Source organism: Brevibacillus sp. FSL K6-0770, from assembly GCF_038000275.1.
GTDB classification, from domain to species: Bacteria; Bacillota; Bacilli; order Brevibacillales; family Brevibacillaceae; genus Brevibacillus; species Brevibacillus parabrevis.
Genome location: NZ_JBBOBQ010000001.1, coordinates 1,511,843 through 1,530,804, shown reverse-complemented (window position 1 = coordinate 1,530,804; position 18,962 = coordinate 1,511,843). Strand labels below are relative to the sequence as shown.

Genomic DNA, 18,962 nt, shown 5'->3' with positions numbered 1-18,962 from the left:
GGTCGCTTGTGGCAAGCCTATGTTATTGGTGCAAAACAAGGGTGAAGGTACTGCCGTCCTTGGAGCTTTCCGCAAGCAGCAGCTTGCCCCCGAGCGCCTGCGCGATCATTTTGCTAAAAGACAAGCCCAGCCCCAGCCCGCGAACGACCTGCTTCTTTTCCTCGCCACGGTAAAACCGCTCGAAAATCAGTGGCTGCTCCGCCTCCGGGATTCCTTGCCCCGTATCTTTGACATCTACGCGAATTTCTTCGCCGACCACCGAAAGCGACACGTCGATCTTCCCTCGCGAGCCCATCGCTTGTGCCGCATTGTTCAGCAGATTGTACAAAATTTGCTGCACGCGCAACGGGTCCGTGTTCACGATGATCGGTTCGGCTGGCTTCTGGATGGACAGCTCGATCTGCTCCGCCTCCTGCATAATCTGCCACTGGTGCGTAATTTCCTGCACCAGCTCGTACATGTTTTGCTGCTCGCGGCGAATGCGGATATCCCCGACCGCAAACGAGTTGAAGTCGAGCAAATCCTCCACCATTTTTTGCAGGCGTACGGTTTCCTTCGCGCATATCTCCAAAAATTCCTTGGCTTCCTCGCCGCTGACGATATCATCCTTGACCGCCTGAACCAGCCCGCTAATCGACGTGACAGGCGTTTTCAGCTCGTGCGTGACTCCTGCCAGCAATTCGGTGCGCATCAGCTCCAGCTGCCGCAAGCGATCAGCCATTTCCTTGAACGAATGAATCAGCTCGTCAATTTCCTCTTCGCGCCTGTCTTTCTCGAAGTGAATCTCGTAGTTGCCCATGACGATTTGCTTGGCCGCGTCTGCTACGTCCTTGATCGGGGTAGACAGCTTTTTCGTCAACAAATAGATGACGAGCCAGCCGAGCAGTCCGAGACTGATCAGCATGATGAACATCAGCTGAAACTCGGTCGTGCTGCGCATCAAGTCTTGCTTCGGGGTAAAAAGCATGACCCAGCCGACAGTTTGCTGGTTGACCCGGATGCTTTTTTTCACGAACAGCAACTCTTCGCCGCGTTCCAGCTTCACCTGTGACATGCTTTCGTCTGCTTCCACCAGGTCTTGGGCCATCCGCCGCAGTTCAGAGTTGAGCGGATCACGCCCGCCAAACACGGCCCGATGATTGGCATCCAAAATGACCATGAACGGTTTGTAATTGACGCGCAGCGACTCTTGCCGACTGTCGAGCAGGCGGAACAAAAACGGCGAAATGACGACTTTTCCGTCCGCATCCACGACGCGGTCCGATACTTCCGCCGCCATCAAGCGCATGAAGTCGAGCCGCTTTTGCTTTTCGCTGTAGTTGATCCAGAAGCTGGAAGCGATACCGATGACCAACAGGCCGATGCAAAGCGTAATCAAATACCGGGTCGTCCAATACCGGAACAAAGTAATCCGCTTTTTCTCACTCATAGACACATAGCTTGTAACCCAAGCCGCGGTACGTGCGAATTTCCCCTTCAGAAGCCGGCCAGTTCTCCAACGATCGGCGAATCCGCTTGATGGCGAGATCGACGGCCCGGTCGCTTCCCTCGTAATCCATCCCCCACACTTGCTCGATCAGCTGCTCGCGGGTAAATGTCTGGTTTTTGTATTGGGCGAGAAACAAAAACAGGGACAAGTCTTTCGGCGTAAACGCCAGCTCAATGCCATGCAAGGTAACGGTGTACGCCTTGAAATCGACTTTGAGACTGCCAAACTGCTTGACCTGATCGCCCTCGATAATTTGCTTGGAGCGGCGAAGCACAGCCTTGACCCGCGCAACGACTTCATCCGCGATAAACGGCTTGGTAATGTAATCGTCGGCTCCTTGCTCCAGCCCGGCGAGCTTGTTGTCGATATGCCCGAGTGCCGTCAGCATGATGACGGGACAAGAACTTTTGGAACGTATGTATTCTAAGAGACTCCACCCGCTTCGTCCTGGCAGCATGACGTCCAGAAGGACCAGCGCCGGGTTGAAGGCATCGAATTTGCTCTGGGCTTCGTCTCCGGTAAAAGCCTGTTCGACCTGGAACTGATGCTTCTCCAGATACGCTTTTAGTACCCGAGAGATGGGCAGTTCGTCTTCCACGATCAAGATGTTTGTCATTGCACTTTCTCTCCCCTCGAAAACGACAGGTCTTCCCTCTCTAGCGTAGGACATGAATATGTCAAGCAAATGTCTAGATCAATAGCTAGACTGGCATTAAAATGAAGAAAGCTGTAGTAGATTTGGGGAGGCTATACTTATGAAACGTTTGACCGAGGAAGAAAAAACCGGACTGTACAAGGCGATCAGCAATCGGCGGGATATTCGCACTTTTCGCCGCGACCCGGTTCCGCCTGAAAAAGTTGCCATGATTCTCGCCGCTGCTCACCACGCTCCTTCCGTCGGCTTCATGCAGCCGTGGAATTTCATTCTCGTGGAGGATGAGCAAATCAAGCAGGAGCTGGCAGACTGTGCAGACAAAGAACGTCGGGCGCTCGCGATCCACTACGAGGGAACCGGCCGCGAATCGGCTTTTCTCGACTTGAAAATTCAAGGGATCAAAGAAGCTCCCATTACGATCTGCGTCACCTGTGATCCGACGCGGGGCGGCGACCACGTCCTCGGACGCAATTCCATCCCCGAGACAGATATCATGTCTGTCAGCTGCGCCATCCAGAACATGTGGCTGGCAGCGTATGCCGAAGACTTGGCGATGGGCTGGGTGAGCTTTTACAAAAAAGCAGACGTCCGCCGCATTTTGCACATCCCGCCGCACATCGATCCGGTTGCCTTGCTATCTATTGGCTATACAGACCACTACCCGGATCGGCCGCTTTTAGAGCTGCACAAATGGGCACAGCGGCAAGACTTGCAACAACTGATCTATCGCAACAGCTGGGGAGAAAGTGCCCGGCACGCACAAAAAGGGCTGCCGGAAAACTAGGCAGCCCCAATCAAAGTGGAGGGTAGTACGTGAATCTCGGTATGTTCCTGACGTAACTACCCTGCCCGCAAGTTTCAGCGAAAAGCCGACTTGCTCACATGGAACTACAAAATTGGGAAATATCACCCGATCGTGCTGGCAGCGCAAGCAGATGAGTTAGTTCTGCGGGCGCGTCCTGTTTGTCGGAACAGCCGTCAGCGGGTCGTCCGGCCAGTAATGCTTCGGGTAGCGCCCTTTCAAGTCTTTTTTCACTTCGAAGTACGCTTGCTGCCAAAAACTCGCCAAGTCTTTCGTCACTTGCACCGGACGCTGTGCCGGAGACAGCAGGTGAAGCGTTAGCGGCACTTTTCCACGCCCGATGCGCGGCGTGTCTTGCCAGCCGAACAGCTCCTGCAGCCGGACAAACAGACTGGGCGCAGCCGGATCGCTGTAATCGACGGGAATGTTCGATCCGCTGGGAACTCGCACATGGGTGGGCGCATACTCGTCCAGTTGTCGCCGTTCGTCCCAGCCGAGCATCCCTTCCAAAATGGCAGCCAGAGACAGCTGTTGCAGCTCGTCTCTTTTTCGCATGCCGTACACATGCGGCGCAAGCCATTCTTCCAGCGTAGCGAGCAGAGCTTCGTCATCGACGCGAGGCCATTCCGGGAACAGGTCGCTCATGAACTGCAACCTCTCCCGGAGCTGGCGGGCGTGACGGCTCCATGGCAGTATCGCCAGGCCCTCTGTCCTGATGCCGGTAAGCAAGGCGTGCAACACGGCGTCGGCATCCCGGTCTGCCGCCGTCTCTTTTAAGATGAGCGCACCGAGCTTCTTGCGGGTACGCGACCGCACAGCGCCAGCGGAACGATCCCACCAGACGGCTGTTTCTTCGCTGATCTGCCCGGCCCAGTCCTGGTGCAGTTCGCTCTCTTCGATTTGCGCTGCCAGCATGATGCGGCTGTCTACTCCCTGATCGTCAAGAAGCGGCGCTACCACATACGGGGCAAAAGCCAGTGGCTGCTCCAACCCAAACGCTGCTCCACGGCCATTGCGCAGCAAATATCGCCCGTCGCCCCTGCGCTGCGCGATCCGATCTGGATAAGCAAATGCCAGCAGTCTGCCTGTCTGGCTGATGTCGCCGCTCACGCTTGTCTTTGGCTCCCCGCTTTTTCTCCACTGCCGCTTCAACTGCGCCGCGTCGTTCCACAGCTTGCTGCAAACGGCTTCTTCCACTTGCAGCCCATGTCCGTGAACAGAACGGCCCTCCCCGCGATTTCCTGCCACGAGCCGCAAAAGTTCGACTCGCGAGCCAATATCCGCGTCAGCCGCAGCCCCTCTCCCGCGAACGATATCCCGCTCTTCCAGCAGCACAGCCAATTCGCAAGCCAAATCGAGCAGTCCCAGCTCGCTTGCTCGCTGAATCATCTGCCCAAGCCTCGGATGCAGTCCCATCCCGGCCAGCACCCGGCCATGCGCCGTTATTTGCCCATGAGCGTCCAGTGCTCCCAACTGCTGAAGCAGCTCTTGCCCCTGGGCCAGTGCCGCTTTTGGCGGGATATCCAGCCATTGCAGCTCCTCGACATCCTTCACGCCCCAAGCCGCAAGCTCCAAAGCAAGCGGCGCTAGGTCAGCGTCGATGATTTCCGGCGAATCGTGCGCGGCAAGCATCCGGTCTTCCTGCTCGGTCCACAACCGATAGCACACGCCCGTGTCCAGCCTGCCCGCCCTGCCCATGCGCTGTTCTGCGGACGATCTCGATACACGCCCTGTCTCCAGTCGCGTCATCCCGGTGCGCGAAGAGAAGCGCGGATACCTTTTCAAACCGCTATCGATGACAATCCGCACGCCTTCTACAGTCAGGCTCGTTTCCGCGATGGAAGTCGCGAGCACGATTTTGCGCTCTCCTGGCTGCCCGGGACGCAACGCCCGATCTTGCTCCTGCTGCGAAAGCGCTCCGTACAACGGACATACGCGCACCTGTGCCCCAAGCTGACTTTTCGCCAACAGAGCTTGCGTCGTGCGGATTTCTTTGGCTCCCGGCAAAAATACCAGCATGTCTCCCTCGTCCTGCATAAGCGCCGCGAGCGCGAGACGGACGATCTCTTCTTCCACGGAACCATTCAGCGGTTTGGGCAAAAAGCGCGTCTCGACCGGAAAAGCCCTGCCCTCGCTGACGATGATCGGAGCGTCACCGAGCAACCGGGCGACAGGCTCCGCCGCAAGCGTCGCTGACATGACCAAAATGCGCAGGTCGGGGCGAAACAGGCTTTGCGTCTGAAGACTGAGGGCAAGTCCGAGGTCGGCATGCAAGCTGCGTTCGTGAAACTCGTCAAAAATAAGCAGACCGACAGCTTCCAGACCCGGATCGTCCTGAAGCATGCGTGTCAGGACACCCTCCGTAATGACCTCAATCCGCGTGTTCGGGCCGATTCGCGTATCGTGCTTGACCCGATAGCCGACCGTCTCCCCTACTTGTTCTCCCAGCTTACGCGCCATGTAACCCGCCGCCGAACGGGCTGCCAGACGCCTTGGCTCCAGCATGAGAATGCGCTTGTTGGACAGCCACGCCTGCTCCAGAAAAGCAAGCGGCACTCTGGTCGTCTTTCCCGCGCCGGGAGCTGCGACCAGCACCGCGCTGTTGCTTGCCGCAAGCGTCTCGATCAGCTGCGGCAGCACGGTATCAATAGGCAATGCCATGTTGTGTTTCACCTCATGTCCAAATCCATTCTGTAATCATCATACACGATTGGAGCGACAGGAAAAGAGATTGCCAAATGACTGAATAATCATTCAATAGTATAATGAGCATACGTTCACTGCAGGGCGGAAGCGGATCTGGCAGCAGGATGAAGAAAATACGGGGGTGTTAACGTGGTAGAAGTCCATCAGCATGAAAATGTTTTATGTCTGGAAGGCGTGGTGAAAAGAGCTGGCCGCGAATCCGGCATCTGCGTGTATGTGGCAGACGGCATGATGATCGATACTGGCCCGCAATCACTTGCCACTGATTTGATCGACTGTTTTTCGCAAGCCTCGTTCGACGCGGTTGTTTTGACACACAGCCATGAAGATCACAGCGGCAACGCAGCCTGGATCGCCAGCACCAAAGGCGTGCCCATTTTCATCCATGAAAAAGGGGTAGGGCAATGCTTGCAGCCAGCAGACTACCCGCTGTATCGCCAATTGGTTTGGGGAGTGCGCGAGCCTTTTGCCGCACAGCCTCTGGGAGAGACTGTTCATTCCCGTTCCATCGACTGGGAGGTCATCCATACACCTGGACACGCGCATGACCACGTCGCGTTTTTTGACAAACAAACAGGCCGCCTGTTTTCTGGCGACCTGTTTCTCGGGACGAAAACGAAAGTGATTTTGCAAGACGAATCCATCCCGCTGCTGATCCAATCGCTTCGCCAGGTGCTGACACGCGATTTTGGCGCCATGTTCTGCGCACACGCGGGTTACATCGCCGAGGGAAAAGCTCTGTTGTCCCGCAAGCTGGACGACCTGCTCCATTTGCAGGGAGAGATTGTGCACTTGCACCAGCAAGGACTGACTGCCGCAGAGATCCATTCGAAGCTTTTTGCAAAAACATCTCCGATCATCGCACTGTCGGAAGGTGAGTTCGACTCCCGGCACATCGTTACTTCTGTGCTCTCGGATCAAGGACACAGCGAGCCGTCATCGCTAATCTAGCTGATTTGCCTCTGCAACTGGTCGAGGTGGTGCTCCATGTGCTCCACGTAATCTTGCACCAGCCACTGCAAGCTCACGGCTGTGCCATCGGCAGTCGTACATGAATGGTCGTAGGCGGATGCTGGCATGACGGAGATCACGGTGATGATCGCGCGGTTCATGCTGCTGTAGAGCTGAACAATCTCTTCAACGGTCCGCTGCTGGTACGCCTGCGCCTTCACCCATTCATCCTGCTGATACGGAATAAGCACATACGGCTGTTCAGTCTGTGCCCGGACAAATCGGGGCAAATTGTTGATCGCCGAATCGCACAAATGACCCAAAATTTCCTTGGCGGACCACTTCCCGGGAGCAGGACGGCTTGCCGCCTTCTCCTCTCCGATCTGCTGAAATGTTTGGGCAACGGCAAGCAAATGTTTTTCCAGCCTAGCAATTTGTTGCTCCATGCTCATTCCTCCTCTGCTTTCTTTTCACCCTATCAGATCCGGCCCGTCTGCACCAATAGAAGAGTTCGATGGCCGTCATCGGTATTGGTGAAGTCTTCCTTTTTTTCGTTCAGGCGATATACTAGAAAGAAGCACTGATTCCATACCCGTATGATCCTCGCCAAACGCGATCAGCAAAGGAGGCAACATGAGAAGAAAGCTCTGCCTATTTTTTGTTTTCATTTTTGGCACTGTTCTGGCAACATCAGCTCCCGCGCAGGCTGCTACGCGCTTTTCCGACGTCAATCCCGCAGAGTACGGCTGGGCGGAGGACGCCATTTCCTTTATGGTCGGAAAAGGCGTGATCAGCGGCTATCCGGATGGCACCTTCAAGCCAGGGAGATTCGTAGACAAAGCGGAGATGACCGTGATGATTTATCGGCTGTTTGATCGCTACCGACCGAACAGCTCTGGTCAAGGTTCGAACGATAACAGCTATTCGATCAAGCAATTTGCCGATGTTCCTAGCAATCATTGGGCGTACAAAGAAATCAGCTCGCTCATCAACATCTCCTGGTGGAATGCCGTCCAATCCTCCCCGAAAGGGTATCTGTTCTACCCTGACGCCAAGCTGAATCGCATCGGAGCGGTCAACCTTCTCCCGCTGTTCATGCTGGCGGAGGAGGATCTGTCCAACGAAGAAGTGTATCAGATCGTTTCTGCCATGCGCGATGTTCCCATAGTCGTCAGCTCTTACTCAGATGACGAGCTGTTTATGGGCCATCCCCTTCAAGAGGATGGGCGCTACGACGAAAACGCGGGCAATAAAACGAACCTGCTGTTTCCTCTGTTGTTCGCCAAAGACGGCAATGAACTGCACATCCCGGATGATTACAGCGGCATTGTCGCCAGCGATCTCGCTCTCTTGCAAAAAACAGGCATCATGACAGCCTACAACGGAGAATTTGAGGCACAAGACATGCTGACTCGTGCGGAAGCGGTCACGATTTTGCACAGGCTGTACTTGCGCCTGAAGCAAACCGGAGCGCTTGCGAAGTATTCCAGCAAATAAATGTAACGGGGGAAATCAAAGTGGCGATCAAAAAAATCGAGCACGTCGGCTTGATGGTAAAAGATTTGGATGCGTCCATCGCTTTTTATACGAACGTGATTGGCATGGAGCTAAAAGGCACCTTGGTGCACTCCAACCAAGTTATCACGCTCGCTTTCCTCGGCTTCCCCGGCCGCCCGGAAACCGAGCTGGAGCTGATCCACGGCTACAACGACTCTCTGCCTGTAGAGGGCAAAGTTCATCATCTCGCACTCGCTGTGGACAACCTGGAAGAAGAAATCGCGCGGCTCAAACAGCTTGACGTCTCCTTTATCGACGAGGCGATCACCACTCTCCCCAACGGCTCCCGCTACATGTTTTTCCGCGGACCGGATGGCGAGTGGCTGGAGTTGTTTGAAAGCACCCGCTAACAAGCTTTTCACTGCAAAAAAAAAAAGACCATCTGGCCGACTGTAGCCCGATGGTCTTTTCGTTTGGTCGTTATTGATTCCCCACGTTGATAAACGGAGTGGCGCCTCCCGTGACGTTCGGCAGCTTGCCGTCCCATTTGCGGATCGCTTCCAGCTGTGCTTCGATCTGTCTGAGCTGGATCAGCTCCGGCGTCACTTCTTGTTTTTGCAGGCGCAAAGCTTCGGCCTGTGCCTGCGCTCGCGTGATTTCCTGCTCTTTCTCGATTTTGATCCGCTCCAGGTCGAGCTTCGATTTGAGCGCTTGCTGCTCCGCCACTTGCTTCGACTCGATTGCGCGGTTAAATTCATCGCTGAACGTAAATTCGCGAATGTTGATTTCATCCAGAATGATATTGTACGTGGACAGCTTTTGCCGCAAAACTTCTTTGACTTTGTTGCTCACTTCGGAACGCTTGGAAATGAGTTCTTCTGCCGTGTACTGCGCCGTAACCGCCTTCAAAGCCTCGGCGATAGCCGGGTCGACGATGCGGCTGTTGTACTCCAAACCTACTTGCTGGTACAGTTTGTTCACGTTGTCGCTGTCCAGGTGGTGGTTGACCGCGATGGTCGTCGATACGGTTTGCAAGTCACGCGAAGCGGACGTTTGACTCGTCTCCGATTTTTGCACCCGCACCTCCATCGGAACGATCGTTTGGATAAAAGGAATTTTGAAGTGCATGCCTTCCTGCAAAACTTTTGGCTGGACAGCACCGAGCTGCAAAACGACGCCGCTGTGACCAGCTGATATGATGGTAAACGATTGGGTCCCGAGCAAGACCAAAACGACAAGTACGAGAATCGTGACGATCAGCTTCCCCCCAGCTTGGAAGGGACTCATTTTTACTCCCTGATTTTCGCTCATGTTCCGCCTCCCCTTTTGTAATCGGTTCTCTTCTTACATACGTACGGATCAGCGGCCCAGAAGTTTCAAAAACTTTCTGTCTTCGCAGCTTCAAGCAGCACTTTGCCCATTCGCTCCGCCTCGATTTTGCACAACTCAAACTCAACCTCGCCCGATACGTGGGAGATCAGCTGGATGACTTCCTCGCACCCGTGACTGCAAATGAGGAACTGCTCCCACTTCACTTCGGAGCGCGGCACTTTTCTGGCTGAAAAGCCGCTTTGAAAACCGCCTAGGGTCATTTTGATCAGGTCCTTTCGGGATGAATAGAACTGGATCTTGTCGTCTTCTCGTATATGGTGCTAATATTGAACGTTTTTACCGAGTTTGTGAACCCCTATCTCTCTCCACTTGCAATCCCGAGCGTTTCCCGGCTCTTTTTTCCTGAATCTCGTTGCTCCGGCAGTACAAAGCGTCCTATGTCGGAGGTTTTTATCGATCTTCTCGCACTTCTTCTTGTAATTATATTCATTCGGAATTTCCTGGTATATAATGAAAAGGAAAATAATTACAGCAAAAAGCGCCCTTGTATTTGCAGCCGAAAAGAAACTCACCAGCCATCGCTCAACCGTACAATACCTTGCAGATATAGAGATGGCATCCCCCGATTACGACAGCTTTGATTATGAAAAAGGATGGTCCCTTATGTGGAAAAAACTTCTGTACGGCCTATTGGTTTACATACTTGGCCACATCGTGGTAATGGCGTCCGTTTCCATTTACAATAATGACACTGGTGACCGCTCGTTCCTAAGAGCCATCGTTGCTGCGATTCTTTACTTAGCGGCAGTGATAAGTGTTACGAGGAATCGCAGTTCATAAGAAAAAGCCCCAACAAGCCGTTGGGGCTTTTCCTCATTATCACTTCATCTTCGCCACCGACCACTTCTTCTCCAAAACCGGAGGCGCCGGAATGGCTATCGCTTTGGACAATTTTGTGGCAAACACGAAGGCTACGGCCATGAATCCGGCGATCATGGTGACGACGCCACCCCAGCCGAGCGAAGACCAGAAAAGTCCTCCCATCGTCCCGCCAATGCTGGAGCCTGCGTAATAAAAGAACAAGTAGAGCGAAGACGCTTGCGCCTTGTCGTGGGTTGCGCGCTTGCCTACCCAGCCGCTCGCGATGGAGTGGCTGCCGAAAAAGCCAAAGGTGAGAATCGGCAGGCCCGCGACGATGACAGCCAAATGCGCATCGAGCGTCAGGCATGCGCCAATCAGCGTCAGCAACAAAGAGACGAGCAGCATTTTCGTCCGCCCGAACTTCTCGGCCAGCTTCGCCATCCAGACGGAAGCGAACATCCCGACGAGAAAGACGATGAAGATCCAGCCTACGAGCGTTTGGCTGAGCGAGTAGGGCGGCGCAGTCAGCACATACCCGATATAGTTGTAGAGCGCGACGTTGCTGCCAAGGCTCAAAAATCCGATGCCAAACAGACAAAGCAGAGCCGGGTCCCGCAAGTGGGCGAGCATCGAGCCTGCCAGCTTGCGCAGCTCGGGAGCACGCGCGTGAAAATTTTGCGAGGCGGGCAAGCTCATCCAGAAAACCAGTGTGGCTACCAGGCTCATCAGGCTGATTGTCCCCATTGCCACGTGCCAGTTGAACAAGTCCGTGAGCGTCCCGGAGAGAATCCGCCCGCACACCGCTCCAAGCGAGTTCCCGCTGATGTATAGTCCCATCGCCACACCGAGACTTTTCGGTTCCATCTCTTCTCCGAGATAAGCCATGGCGATCGAAGGGAGTCCTCCCAATGAAATTCCTTGAATAATGCGGTACAGAAGTAAAGTCTCGTAGGAAGTGCTGCATGCCGTCAAAATCGACAAGAGCGACGCCGCCAGCATCGAGCTGATCATCACCGGCTTGCGCCCCCACACTTCGGACACCGTCCCGAAAATCAGCATGCTGATCGAAAGAGAGATCGTCGTCAGCGAAAGCGACAAGCTTGCCATCGTCGGCGAAATGCCAAATTCTTTCGTAAATTCAGGCATTAATGGCTGCGTGCTGTACAAAATGGCAAACGTATTGAAACCCGCTGCAAAAAACGCCAGGTTCGTCTTGCGAAAAGTGGCTGTGCCTTGCTTGATGTGTCCCATGATGGTGAAACCTCCCCGTGTTTCTCCCCGCTTCACTGTTATACTATCATTGACAATTCATAATGTATAATTTATTGTAATCATAATTTTGATGCACCAAAGTAATGAATCGACGACAGATCAGCGTCATACAGGGAGGTTGCTTCCATGGAATGGCAACAGCTCGAATACTTTCAGACACTCGCCCGCATCCAGCACGTCACCCGCGCAGCGGAAGCCATGTCGCTTTCCCAGCCTGCACTTAGCCGCTCCATCGCCCGGCTGGAGGAGGAGCTTGGCGTCCCGCTTTTTGAGCGCCAAGGCCGGACGATTATGCTCAATCGCTACGGCCAGCTTTTTTTAAAGCGCGTCAACCGGATTCTCAAGGAATTTGAGGACGGAAAACAGGAGCTTCGCGATCTCGTTCATCCCGATCACGGGGAAGTGGCGCTTGGCTTTCTGCACACGCTCGGCACCAGCCTGATTCCCGACCTGATCGGTTCTTTCCGCGCCAAGTCGCCCTCGATCAGCTTCACCATGATCCAAAATCACAGCTACTCGCTGCTTGCGCATCTCGACGCCGGCGAGCTGGATTTGTGCCTGTTGGCAGAACCGACCGAAACCAAGCTGCCGATTTTGTGGACGCCGCTCTGGAGCGAAGAACTGTTTGCCATCGTTCCGCTCGGACATCCGCTGGCTGAACGGGAGAGCATCCTGCTCGCGGAAATTGCCGAGGAGTCGTTCATCTTTTTGAAAAAGGGCTACGCCCTGCGGCGAACGACAGACCAGTTGTTTGAGCAGCTGGGTGTAGTCCCGCGAGTGACCTTCGAAGGCGAAGAAGCAGCCACCGTAGCAGGGCTGGTTTCGGCGGGACTCGGCGTGTCCTTGCTGCCCGATTTGCGGGGCATCGACAAAAGCAAAATCGCGCAAATCCGCATCAGCAGCCCGAAATGCCAGCGCGTCATCGGCATGGCCCAGGTCCAGGGCGGCTACTTGTCTCCTGCTGCCGTGCGCTTCAAGGAATTTGTCCTGGACACATTCAGGAAATGACGGAAAAAGACCCTCGGACTGTAGGCTGTGCTCCGAGGGTCTTTCCGCATATTCGTTGCTTTATTTTGCCTGATGCGCCAACAGCTGTTCGACGACCAGGTCGAGCTGGCCTTCAATCGCCAGCGGATCGTAATAGTACATTTGCTCAAACGTCATCTCGTAGATGTGGTTGTTTTTGACGGCTGGCAAATTTTTGTAAACCGCGTTCCCGAAAAACTTATCCTTATCCTCTTGCTTCGTCTCATACGTGGTCACAAACATGTGGTCTGCTGCGAATTGCGGCAACACTTCCTGGGAAATCAGCTTGGGCGGCGTGTTGGCATCTACGACTTCCTTCACGGCTGGCGGCGGTGTCAGCTTGAGCGCATTGTAGATGACTTGACCGCCGCGTCCCCAGTTGTCTCCGAGCACGTAAAACTCCTGAGAGCGCAGCTCGTAAATTCCGACCGTCTCCCCGTCTTTTACCGCCGTCTTGATTTTTTCGCGGGCACTCGCTGCTTTTTCATCGAATTGCTTGATCCAAGCCTCTGCCTCCGCTTGCTTGTCCAGCAGCTCGCCAAAAGCCCGTATGTCAGCGCGGATGTCGTCGTTGTACGTGCCGTATGGGATCAGCACAGTCGGCGCGATCTTGGAATAGCCAGTCGTTCCGATCGGCTTGATCCCCGATGGACAAAAGCTGGCCAAGATACAGATCGGAGACGATGCGCTTCGGTGCTGCAGGAATCTGGATTTCTTTTCCGTTAGGCATTTTATACATTTTCATCTTCACGCTATCCTGTGCTGGCGCCGCTTGCTGAGCCGGGGTTTCATTGCTGGCCCCTTTTGGCTCCGTTGCCGCCCCGCATCCTGTCATGGCAACGAGTAAAGCGAGAATTGCCGTTCCTTTCGCGATCCATTTCGCGTATTTTGGCACAGTTTCCTCCGAATGAAATTGATAATTATTATCACAAGCTATCTTACCAGCAGCTTTTTTCCATGTCCACAAGGGAATGTCCTTGCATCCCGCCAAACCGCTTACTACTATTAAAAGGGAAAGGAGTTGACCGTATGCTAGACCCTTACGTTCGAACTGCCGATTGCGGCTCTGGGCAAAGAGTCCTCCTTCCTCTTTACTCAGGGCCGACTCGCTAGTGTTAAAAGAAGGGCCTCTTTGCCCTGCTATATACCGACTTCACGTTATATAGACAGGAGCAGAGTCAGATGAGATACCAAAATGCCAAACTCGTTTTGCCGGAACCGCTTTTGCAGGAAATCCAGCAATACGTCCAGGGCAGCTATTTGTATATTCCGAAGTCTTCCGCTTCCAAAAGAAAGTGGGGCGACGGCACCGACACGAAGCAATTGCTTCGCGAGCGAAACCAGGCCATCTTGCAGGCTTATCGCCAAGGAACGGGCGTCAAGGAATTGGCCGAGCAATATTTTTTGACGAGACACAGCATCCGCCGCATCATTCGCGAACAGCCATAATCCAGAAAAGTAGTCGTCCGTGCAAGTACCGCACTTCCTGCGTTACACTTCGCTTATCGCTACGACAAATGGAGGTACGTTCCATGAATGGCATGCATCTGCTTTCGCTGTCTTTTGAGCAAAACGGACACAGTCAAGTCATCACACCCGTCCTGCTGCGCGACGAACACGAGCTGATCCTCGTAGACTGCGGCTATCCCGGATTCCTGCCGCTGCTGGCAGAAGCAGCGAACAGCCAGCAGCTCGACTTGTCCGCGCTGACCAGAGTGATCGCGACTCACCATGATGTCGACCATATCGGCGCGCTCGCCGCTTTGAAGCAAGCATACCCGCAAATTGAAATCATCGCCTACGAGTCAGATGCCCCATACGTAACTGGCGCCAAAACTTCGCTGCGAATTTTGCAGGCGCAAGCAACGCTCGCCTCCCTCACTGGCGAGGAGCTGGAGCTTGCGGAACAGTTTATCCGCTTTTTGCAGACGATCGAGCCAGCACCAGTCGAGCGCACGGTAGTCGATCAGGATCGTCTGCCCTGGTGCGGCGGGATCGAGATCGTTCACACGCCCGGTCACATGCCTGGACATATGTCTTTGTATCTTCCGGCAAGCCAGACCATGATTGCCGGAGATGCCGTGGTCATCGAGGACGGAAAACTCGCGATTGCCAATCCGCAGTACGCATTGGACCTTGCCGATGCCGTCCGCTCTGTCCGCCGCTTGCTCGACTATGAGATCAGGCAGCTCGTCTGTTATCACGGCGGGCTGTTTCAGGGCGATGTGAAGCAGGCACTGGAAGAGCTGCTTCAACGTTACCAGACAACATGACAAATTGATTACTCCCGACTGCAAAAAGCGCGCAGTCCGATGCCAGGCAACAAGTTACAATGAGGATTGGCGTTGTTTTGCAACTTCGCTTTTTTCGCTTGCACAAGCTGTCACCGCCAAAAAGCCCTGTCGTCCGCCGAAGTGGATGCCAGGGCTTTGCTTTTGCCGTCGTTCGCTCGGTACCGCTTCGGTTTCACAAGAGTACAGCAGTCATGGTCATGCAAAATCAAGCCGATATGTTCCAGGGCGTCATCAACCGAGGAGGGAGCGCATTCTCGTCCATACGACGGGGAAAAAATGTTCAGCGTCGCATCAAAGTCATAGGCGTCAAATCGCTGAGTCCGCCACAACAAAACACCCCGCCTGCACACGCGCCAACGCGCGCCAGCCGAGGCATTTTTCTACTGCGAAGCCGTCTCCAAGTTTTTGAACTGATTGTAAAACAATTGATGATACATCCCTTTTTGCTCGATCAGGTCGTCGTGGCTGCCTTTTTCCACGATCTGCCCGCGATCGACGACCATGATCGTGTCGGCATCGCGGATCGTTCCGAGCCTGTGGGCGATCACAAAGCTCGTGCGCCCTTCCATGATCGAAGCAAGGGCGTCCTGAATGATCAACTCGGTACGGGTGTCGATGCTGCTCGTCGCCTCGTCGAGAATCAACAGCGACGGCCTCGCGAGAAAGACGCGGGCAATCGCCAAAAGCTGGCGCTGTCCCTGACTCAGATTCCCCCCGTTTTCCGTCAGCGGCGTATCGTAGCGCTTGGGCAGGCGGTTGATGAACACGTCTGCATGCGCCATTTTCGCTGCCGCTTCCACCTCGGCGTCTGTCGCATCGGGCTTGCCGTACATGATGTTTTCCTTGATCGTCCCGGAAAACAAATACGTGTCCTGCAAAACGAAGCCGAAGCTGCGGCGCAGGCTGTCCCGCGAATATTCGCGAATGTCTTTTCCATCGAGGTAAATGGTTCCTTCCGTCACATCGTAGAAGCGCGTCAGCAAGTTGACCACTGTCGTTTTGCCTGCCCCTGTTGGTCCGACCAATGCCGTCGTGCTGCCCGCCTCCGCCCCGAAGCTGACGTTTTGCAAAATCGGCTGATCAGGGCGATAGCCGAAGCTCACCCGATCGAAGACGACATGCCCTTTCGGATTCGCAAGCACGACCGCATTCGGCGCATCGAGCGGCTCTTCTTGCTCGTCCAGCACTTCAAACACGCGCTCTGCTCCGGCGACTCCAGACTGGAGCACGTTGAAAATGCTGGCGAGGTCGTTCAGCGGACGGACAAACTGCCGCGAATAGCTGAGAAAGCTGGCGATCACGCCGACGGTAATCATCCCTTTGACCGCGAGCACACCGCCGACAATCGCGACCATGCCGAAGCCGAGGTTGTTGATCACGTTCATGATCGGCATCAAAAAGCCCGACCACACTTGCGCTTTCATCCCGACCTTGCACAGTCGGTCGTTAATCGCCGCGAAGTCGGCAATCGCCTTTTCTTCATGGTTGAACGCCTTGACGACCTGGATGCCGGAAATCGTCTCTTCAATATGCCCGTTCAGCTTGCCCAGCTCGGACTGCTGATCTTTGAACAGCACACTGGTTCTTTTCGCAATCGTGCGGGTCAACAGGAACACAAGCGGAACCGTAATCAGGCAGGCAAGCGTCAAAATCGGGGACAGCACGATCATCATGATCAAAGACCCCGCAATCACGATGACGCCTGACATCAGCTGTGTCGTCGACTGCGAGATCGAGTTGCTGACGTTGTCGATATCGTTGGTCAGCCGGCTCATCAGCTCGCCATGCGTACGCGAATCGAAAAAGGCGACCGGGAGCTTTTGCAGCTTTTCAAACATCGCCTGGCGCATATTCGTCACGATCCGCTGCGTGATTCCCGCGACCATCCAGCCTTGCAAAAACGTCAAAGCCCCATCGAGCACATAAGAGCTGAGCAAGGCCAAAACGATGATCGACAACAGCGAAAGCGACCCGGGGCCGCCCGTCATCGCATCGATCGATTTTCCGATCAAGTACGGAGCCGAGAGCATCAGGAACCCGTCTACCAACACGATGACAAAGACGAGCGGCAGCCATCTTTTTTCCCGCCCGAACGATTGCCACAGTCTTTTCAGCGTGGCTTGGAAGTTTTTCGGCTTGCTCACCGGACCTCGCTGTGCCCCATGCCCAAACCCGCGTCCAGGCCGCGTCGGAAAAATCGGCTGCTGCTCTTTTTGTTGTTGCGACATGTTAGCTCACCTCCCTGCCGATTTGCGATAGGAAGATTTCCTGATAGACCTGACACGTAGCGAGCAGCGTTTCGTGCGAGCCAATCCCCGCCACTGCGCCGTTGTCGAGGACGACAATCTTGTCGGCATCCATGACAGACGTGATCCGCTGCGCGATCAAAATGCAGGTCAGCCCTTTCGCGTACGTTTTGAGCGCTTCCTTGATCCGGCTTTCCGTCGCCACATCAACCGCACTGGTGCTATCGTCGAGAATGAGAATGTCCGGCTTTTTCACCAACGCTCTGGCAATCGAGAGCCGCTGCTTTTGCCCCCCGGAAAAATTGACCCCGCCCTGGCCTACCCGCGTCTGGTAGCCTTCGGGAGTGGCGGCGATAAACTCATGCGCCTGTGCCATGCGCGCCGCCTCGATCGCCTCTTCCTCCGTCGCATCTTCCTTGCCCCAACGAATATTTTCCAGTACCGTGCCTGTAAAAAGCGTCGTTTTCTGCGGCACGATCGCCATTTTTTCGCGGAGCTTGGCAGGCTCGACATCGCGCACATCCTGTCCGTCTACGCGAATCGTCCCTTCCGTCACATCGTAAAAACGCGGAATCAAGCCGACCAGGCTGCTTTTCCCCGATCCGGTAGAGCCGATGATCCCTACTGTTTCCCCCGGCAAGCATGTAAAAGAGACTTGCTTCAGGACAGGCTGACCATTCGTTCCGGCATAGGAAAAGCTGACGTTTTCAAAATCGATCCGGCCTGTTTCAGCCCCGGCTTCATCCGCCCCCGCCGCCGCTTCCTTCCAGCTCATCCGGTTTTCCTCGGCAAAAACTTCGCCGATCCGCCCAGCCGATGCTTTGGCCCGCACGAACATGTTGAAGACGAGCGAAATCATCATCAGCGAGAACAAGATTTGCGTCATGTAGTTGGTAAACGCGATGATGTGTCCAACCTGAATGCTCCCTTGCTCGACTCCCAAACCGCCCAGCCACAGCACAGCGACGATTCCGAGGTTGACCGTGAGCATGATCGCCGGGCTGAAAACCGACATGACGCGGGTCGCAGACAGCGATTTCTTTTGCAACTCTTCATTGGCCCCGGTGAACTTGCCCACCTCGAAGTCAAAACGGTTAAACGCCTTGACGACCCGCACGCCCGACAAATACTCGCGCATAGCACCGTTTACCTTGTCGAGCGCCTGCTGCACCTTGAGGAAAAACGGAAAACCGATTTTCAGATTCAAAAAGATCAACAGCCCGACAATCGGCACCACGACTGCGAGCACTACCGCCAGGTCGGCATTCAACTGGGTCGCCATGAACAAGCCGCCGATGCACATCAGCGGCGCTTTGACGAAAATACGCATCATGCCGTTGACAAACACCTGCACCTGATTGACGTCGTTGGTCATGCGCGTGACGAGCGAGGCGCGGTCGAACTTGTTCAAACTGTCAAAAGACAGCGACTGCACCTTCGTGAACAGATCGGCGCGAAGCTGCGCTCCGAAGTTTTGCGACACGTACGTGGCAAGCAGATTGCGGACGGTAGCAGCCACAGCGCCCAAGGCTGTAATCAACAGCATCAGCCCGCCCGTTTTCAGCACGTAATCCAGATCGCGCTGCGCGACACCGATGTCGATGATTCGGGACATAATCGTCGGCTGTAAAAGGTCGCACAAAGCTTCCACCGTCAAAAAGATCATGGATACGCTTGCAACAAAGCCGTATTTTTTTATGTATTTTTGATAAAACCGCATTGAGTCACCTCATTTCTTGCTGCAAAGCTTCTACGTTCCACGATACCTGTTGCCATCCAAATTGTCACGAGGGGAGTTGTATCTCTTCACGATAAACAAGCAGCAGAGAAC

The 18,962-nt window shown here is 54.6% G+C and carries 18 protein-coding genes; 7 read left to right on the top strand and 11 right to left on the bottom strand.

Annotated elements, in window-relative coordinates; all coding sequences use genetic code 11:
• Positions 1-22 precede the first annotated feature (22 nt).
• Together NST23_RS07570 and NST23_RS07565 are read right to left on the bottom strand one after the other, a co-directional pair.
• Positions 23-1,429 (bottom strand): HAMP domain-containing sensor histidine kinase, encoded by a 1,407-nt coding sequence (locus NST23_RS07570; RefSeq protein ID WP_122963041.1) that lies wholly within the window; start codon positions 1,427-1,429, stop codon positions 23-25.
• Positions 1,422-2,105, bottom strand: coding sequence for a response regulator transcription factor (locus NST23_RS07565; protein ID WP_122963040.1), 684 nt, complete (start codon positions 2,103-2,105; stop codon positions 1,422-1,424). Before NST23_RS07565 ends, NST23_RS07570 begins: the two co-directional genes overlap by 8 nt.
• Before the next feature lie 139 nt (positions 2,106-2,244).
• Between NST23_RS07565 and bluB the strand changes: the two genes are divergently transcribed.
• The gene (gene bluB / locus NST23_RS07560) at positions 2,245-2,928 is read left to right on the top strand and encodes a 5,6-dimethylbenzimidazole synthase (protein ID WP_063228607.1); all 684 of its coding nucleotides are present in this window, start codon (positions 2,245-2,247) and stop codon (positions 2,926-2,928) included.
• Positions 2,929-3,084: 156 nt separating this feature from the next.
• Here bluB and hrpB read toward each other — a convergent pair whose 3' ends face one another.
• Positions 3,085-5,607, bottom strand: coding sequence for an ATP-dependent helicase HrpB (gene hrpB, locus NST23_RS07555; protein ID WP_173596153.1), 2,523 nt, complete (start codon positions 5,605-5,607; stop codon positions 3,085-3,087).
• Positions 5,608-5,781: 174 nt separating this feature from the next.
• Between hrpB and NST23_RS07550 the strand changes: the two genes are divergently transcribed.
• Positions 5,782-6,603, top strand: a complete 822-nt coding sequence (locus NST23_RS07550; protein ID WP_173596152.1) for an MBL fold metallo-hydrolase — start codon at positions 5,782-5,784, stop codon at positions 6,601-6,603.
• Here NST23_RS07550 and NST23_RS07545 read toward each other — a convergent pair.
• Positions 6,600-7,049, bottom strand: a complete 450-nt coding sequence (locus tag NST23_RS07545) for a DinB family protein (protein ID WP_173596151.1) — start codon at positions 7,047-7,049, stop codon at positions 6,600-6,602. The two genes, NST23_RS07550 and NST23_RS07545, sit on opposite strands and share 4 nt — an antisense overlap.
• Positions 7,050-7,236: 187 nt before the next feature.
• Between NST23_RS07545 and NST23_RS07540 the strand changes: the two genes are divergently transcribed.
• Together NST23_RS07540 and NST23_RS07535 are read left to right on the top strand one after the other, a co-directional pair.
• Positions 7,237-8,100 (top strand): S-layer homology domain-containing protein, encoded by an 864-nt coding sequence (locus NST23_RS07540; protein ID WP_340963456.1) that lies wholly within the window; start codon positions 7,237-7,239, stop codon positions 8,098-8,100.
• 20 nt (positions 8,101-8,120) lie between these two features.
• Positions 8,121-8,510, top strand: a complete 390-nt coding sequence (locus tag NST23_RS07535) for a VOC family protein (RefSeq protein WP_063228603.1) — start codon at positions 8,121-8,123, stop codon at positions 8,508-8,510.
• Positions 8,511-8,580: 70 nt separating this feature from the next.
• Here NST23_RS07535 and NST23_RS07530 read toward each other — a convergent pair whose 3' ends face one another.
• The 3 genes from NST23_RS07530 to NST23_RS07520 form a co-directional block, all read right to left on the bottom strand.
• The gene (locus NST23_RS07530) at positions 8,581-9,411 is read right to left on the bottom strand and encodes a prohibitin family protein (RefSeq protein WP_122963035.1); all 831 of its coding nucleotides are present in this window, start codon (positions 9,409-9,411) and stop codon (positions 8,581-8,583) included.
• Between the two features lie 65 nt (positions 9,412-9,476).
• Positions 9,477-9,692 carry a hypothetical protein gene (locus NST23_RS07525; protein ID WP_173596149.1) on the bottom strand — a complete coding sequence of 72 codons (216 nt, stop codon included), beginning with the start codon at positions 9,690-9,692 and terminating at the stop codon, positions 9,477-9,479.
• Between the two features lie 619 nt (positions 9,693-10,311).
• Positions 10,312-11,544 carry an MFS transporter gene (locus NST23_RS07520; protein ID WP_280648151.1) on the bottom strand — a complete coding sequence of 411 codons (1,233 nt, stop codon included), beginning with the start codon at positions 11,542-11,544 and terminating at the stop codon, positions 10,312-10,314.
• Between the two features lie 147 nt (positions 11,545-11,691).
• Between NST23_RS07520 and NST23_RS07515 the strand changes: the two genes are divergently transcribed.
• On the top strand, positions 11,692-12,573 hold the full coding sequence (locus tag NST23_RS07515; RefSeq protein WP_122963031.1) for a LysR family transcriptional regulator: 882 nt from the start codon (positions 11,692-11,694) through the stop codon (positions 12,571-12,573).
• A 60-nt stretch (positions 12,574-12,633) separates the two neighbouring features.
• Here the strand turns inward: NST23_RS07515 and NST23_RS07510 are convergent, their stop codons facing one another.
• Complete coding sequence (locus NST23_RS07510) at positions 12,634-13,188, bottom strand: ABC transporter substrate-binding protein (RefSeq protein ID WP_340963453.1); 555 nt, start codon at positions 13,186-13,188, stop codon at positions 12,634-12,636.
• Positions 13,145-13,558 (bottom strand): hypothetical protein, encoded by a 414-nt coding sequence (locus NST23_RS07505; protein WP_340963451.1) that lies wholly within the window; start codon positions 13,556-13,558, stop codon positions 13,145-13,147. Before NST23_RS07505 ends, NST23_RS07510 begins: the two co-directional genes overlap by 44 nt.
• A gap of 215 nt (positions 13,559-13,773) precedes the next feature.
• Here NST23_RS07505 and NST23_RS07500 point away from each other — a divergent pair, with 215 nt between their 5' ends.
• Entirely contained in the window at positions 13,774-14,040 is a 267-nt protein-coding gene (locus NST23_RS07500) for a CD3324 family protein (protein ID WP_340963449.1), read from the top strand.
• Positions 14,041-14,123: 83 nt separating this feature from the next.
• Positions 14,124-14,864, top strand: coding sequence for an MBL fold metallo-hydrolase (locus NST23_RS07495; RefSeq protein ID WP_242772232.1), 741 nt, complete (start codon positions 14,124-14,126; stop codon positions 14,862-14,864).
• Between the two features lie 401 nt (positions 14,865-15,265).
• Here NST23_RS07495 and NST23_RS07490 read toward each other — a convergent pair whose 3' ends face one another.
• Together NST23_RS07490 and NST23_RS07485 are read right to left on the bottom strand one after the other, a co-directional pair.
• Positions 15,266-17,113: an ABC transporter ATP-binding protein gene (locus tag NST23_RS07490; protein WP_328140205.1), complete on the bottom strand. Its 1,848-nt coding sequence runs from the start codon at positions 17,111-17,113 to the stop codon at positions 15,266-15,268.
• 1 nt (position 17,114) lies between these two features.
• Positions 17,115-18,851, bottom strand: a complete 1,737-nt coding sequence (locus NST23_RS07485; RefSeq protein ID WP_122963026.1) for an ABC transporter ATP-binding protein — start codon at positions 18,849-18,851, stop codon at positions 17,115-17,117.
• Positions 18,852-18,962 lie beyond the last annotated feature (111 nt).